General features: G+C 54.6%; 3 protein-coding genes. 2 read left to right on the plus strand and 1 reads right to left on the minus strand.

Features of this window, described 5'->3' with window-relative positions; genetic code table 11:
- Positions 1–69 precede the first annotated feature (69 nt).
- A complete protein-coding gene (locus ACOCD2_RS19000) occupies positions 70–348 on the minus strand; it encodes a hypothetical protein (protein WP_419625906.1) in 279 nt (92 codons plus the stop codon).
- 16 nt (positions 349–364) lie between these two features.
- Between ACOCD2_RS19000 and ACOCD2_RS19005 the strand changes: the two genes are divergently transcribed.
- Positions 365–613: a hypothetical protein gene (locus ACOCD2_RS19005; protein ID WP_293885508.1), complete on the plus strand. Its 249-nt coding sequence runs from the start codon at positions 365–367 to the stop codon at positions 611–613.
- 4 nt (positions 614–617) lie between these two features.
- A partial coding sequence (locus ACOCD2_RS19010; protein WP_293681120.1) for an FG-GAP repeat protein occupies positions 618–1653 on the plus strand: 1036 nt, incomplete at its 3' end.

Below are 1653 nucleotides of genomic sequence, written 5' to 3' on the forward strand. Positions count from 1 at the left end.
CAAAATGACGGTGATTTTCACATAAACTGTCGCCATAATTCGCTATCTGCAGCGTTCTTTGGTCTACCGTCACACCTTCACCGCCGCTGCCAGCCATGGAGAGCGAAGCGAAGGCTGGTAGACCCCAGTAGCCGCGAGGCCGCACTGTTTTCCCGGCGTGCCTTGCGCCAGAGGGAAAACAAAGTAGGCCTCCGAACGCGGCGTCCAGTCATATGGGAGCCAAGTACGGAGCAGCAACGAGCTTGCGAAGTTGTTGCGTAGTGCTTGGTGACCAGGACGGCTGGGGCACCAATAGGTTGTCAAAGGCCGAGTCGATTTTGGGGACTGGGATGTCCCAAAATCTATCACGAGGCCGAAGACACGCTTGATCATTTCTCTGCTTTCAATCCTGCATACAGGTATATTGAAACACCGCCTTCGTGAAAAATTTGAGCCAAATTCCGGCCTGGTATCGTTTATGGCAATAGAGCCTTCAATTACCTTACCTTTACTGGAGCACAATAAGGCGACGAGGGAATCAAGGGAATTACCGGTGCATACCGATGAAGCAAGAAACTTCCCGGTTCGGCCACTTTCCTGCCACCTTCGAAACAGTTTGTTGCGTAATGGATAAAGACATGAAAATTTGCAAAGACCATCAAAACAGATGGGCATGCGCCCTCCCTTTCCTGCTGATCGCTTTCCTGATGGCGATACCCTTGTCCAATGCCTTCGCCCAGACACAGGAAGGGCTGTCACAGCAGGAGCGGAACAGCATCATCAGCGCCATCAGCCAGGACAACAAGCTGGTTGCCACCGACGGAGCCATAGGGGATGGTTTTGGTCGTAGCGTTTCCATTAGCGGAGACTGGGGGCAGGTAAAAAAGCTGCTTCCCGCCGACGGGGCCGCGGCAGACTATTTTGGCGAAAGCGTGGCCATTAGTGGCGACACCATTATCGTTGGTGCCTGGCTGGATGACGACAACGGCTCCGCCTCTGGCTCTGCCTACATTTTTTCACGCAACCAGGGGGGTACGGATAACTGGGGGCAGGTAAAAAAACTGCTGCCCAGTGATGGTTCCAGCGACGACTATTTTGGACTGAGCGTCTCTGTCAGTGGTGATGTTGCCGTTGTTGGCGCCAAGGGGTACGACGACGGTACCATTTCCGACAAAGGTGCAGCTTATGTCTTCTCGCGCAACCGGGGAGGGAGCAACAACTGGGGAGAATCCAGGAAACTGCTTGGCAGCGACAGCGCTGCTAATGGTCAGTTTGGTCACAGTGTTACCATTGATGGCGATACGATCATTGTCGGCGCCTTTCGCGACAACGACAACGGCAGTGGCTCAGGTTCTGCCTATATCTTCGAACGCAACAGCGGAGGTGCGGACAACTGGGGCGAAACCCGTAAACTGCTGGCCAGCGATGGCGCAGCAGAGGATTTTTTCGGCATCAGCGTCGGCATCGATGGGGATACGGCAATCATCGGCGCCAAATTCAATGACGACAAGGGATCACAGTCCGGCGCCGCCTATATCTTTTCCCGCAATCAGGAAGGAAGCAATGCCTGGGGTGAAGTCAGCAAACTGCTCGCCAGCGACGGAACGGCGGATGACTGGTTTGGACACAGTGTGGCCATTTCGGGCGACACGGCAGTCGTCGGCGCCTATCTCA

The sequence above is a fragment of the Thiolapillus sp. genome, assembly GCF_048562965.1.
GTDB classification, from domain to species: Bacteria; Pseudomonadota; Gammaproteobacteria; order Chromatiales; family Chromatiaceae; genus Thiolapillus; species Thiolapillus brandeum_A.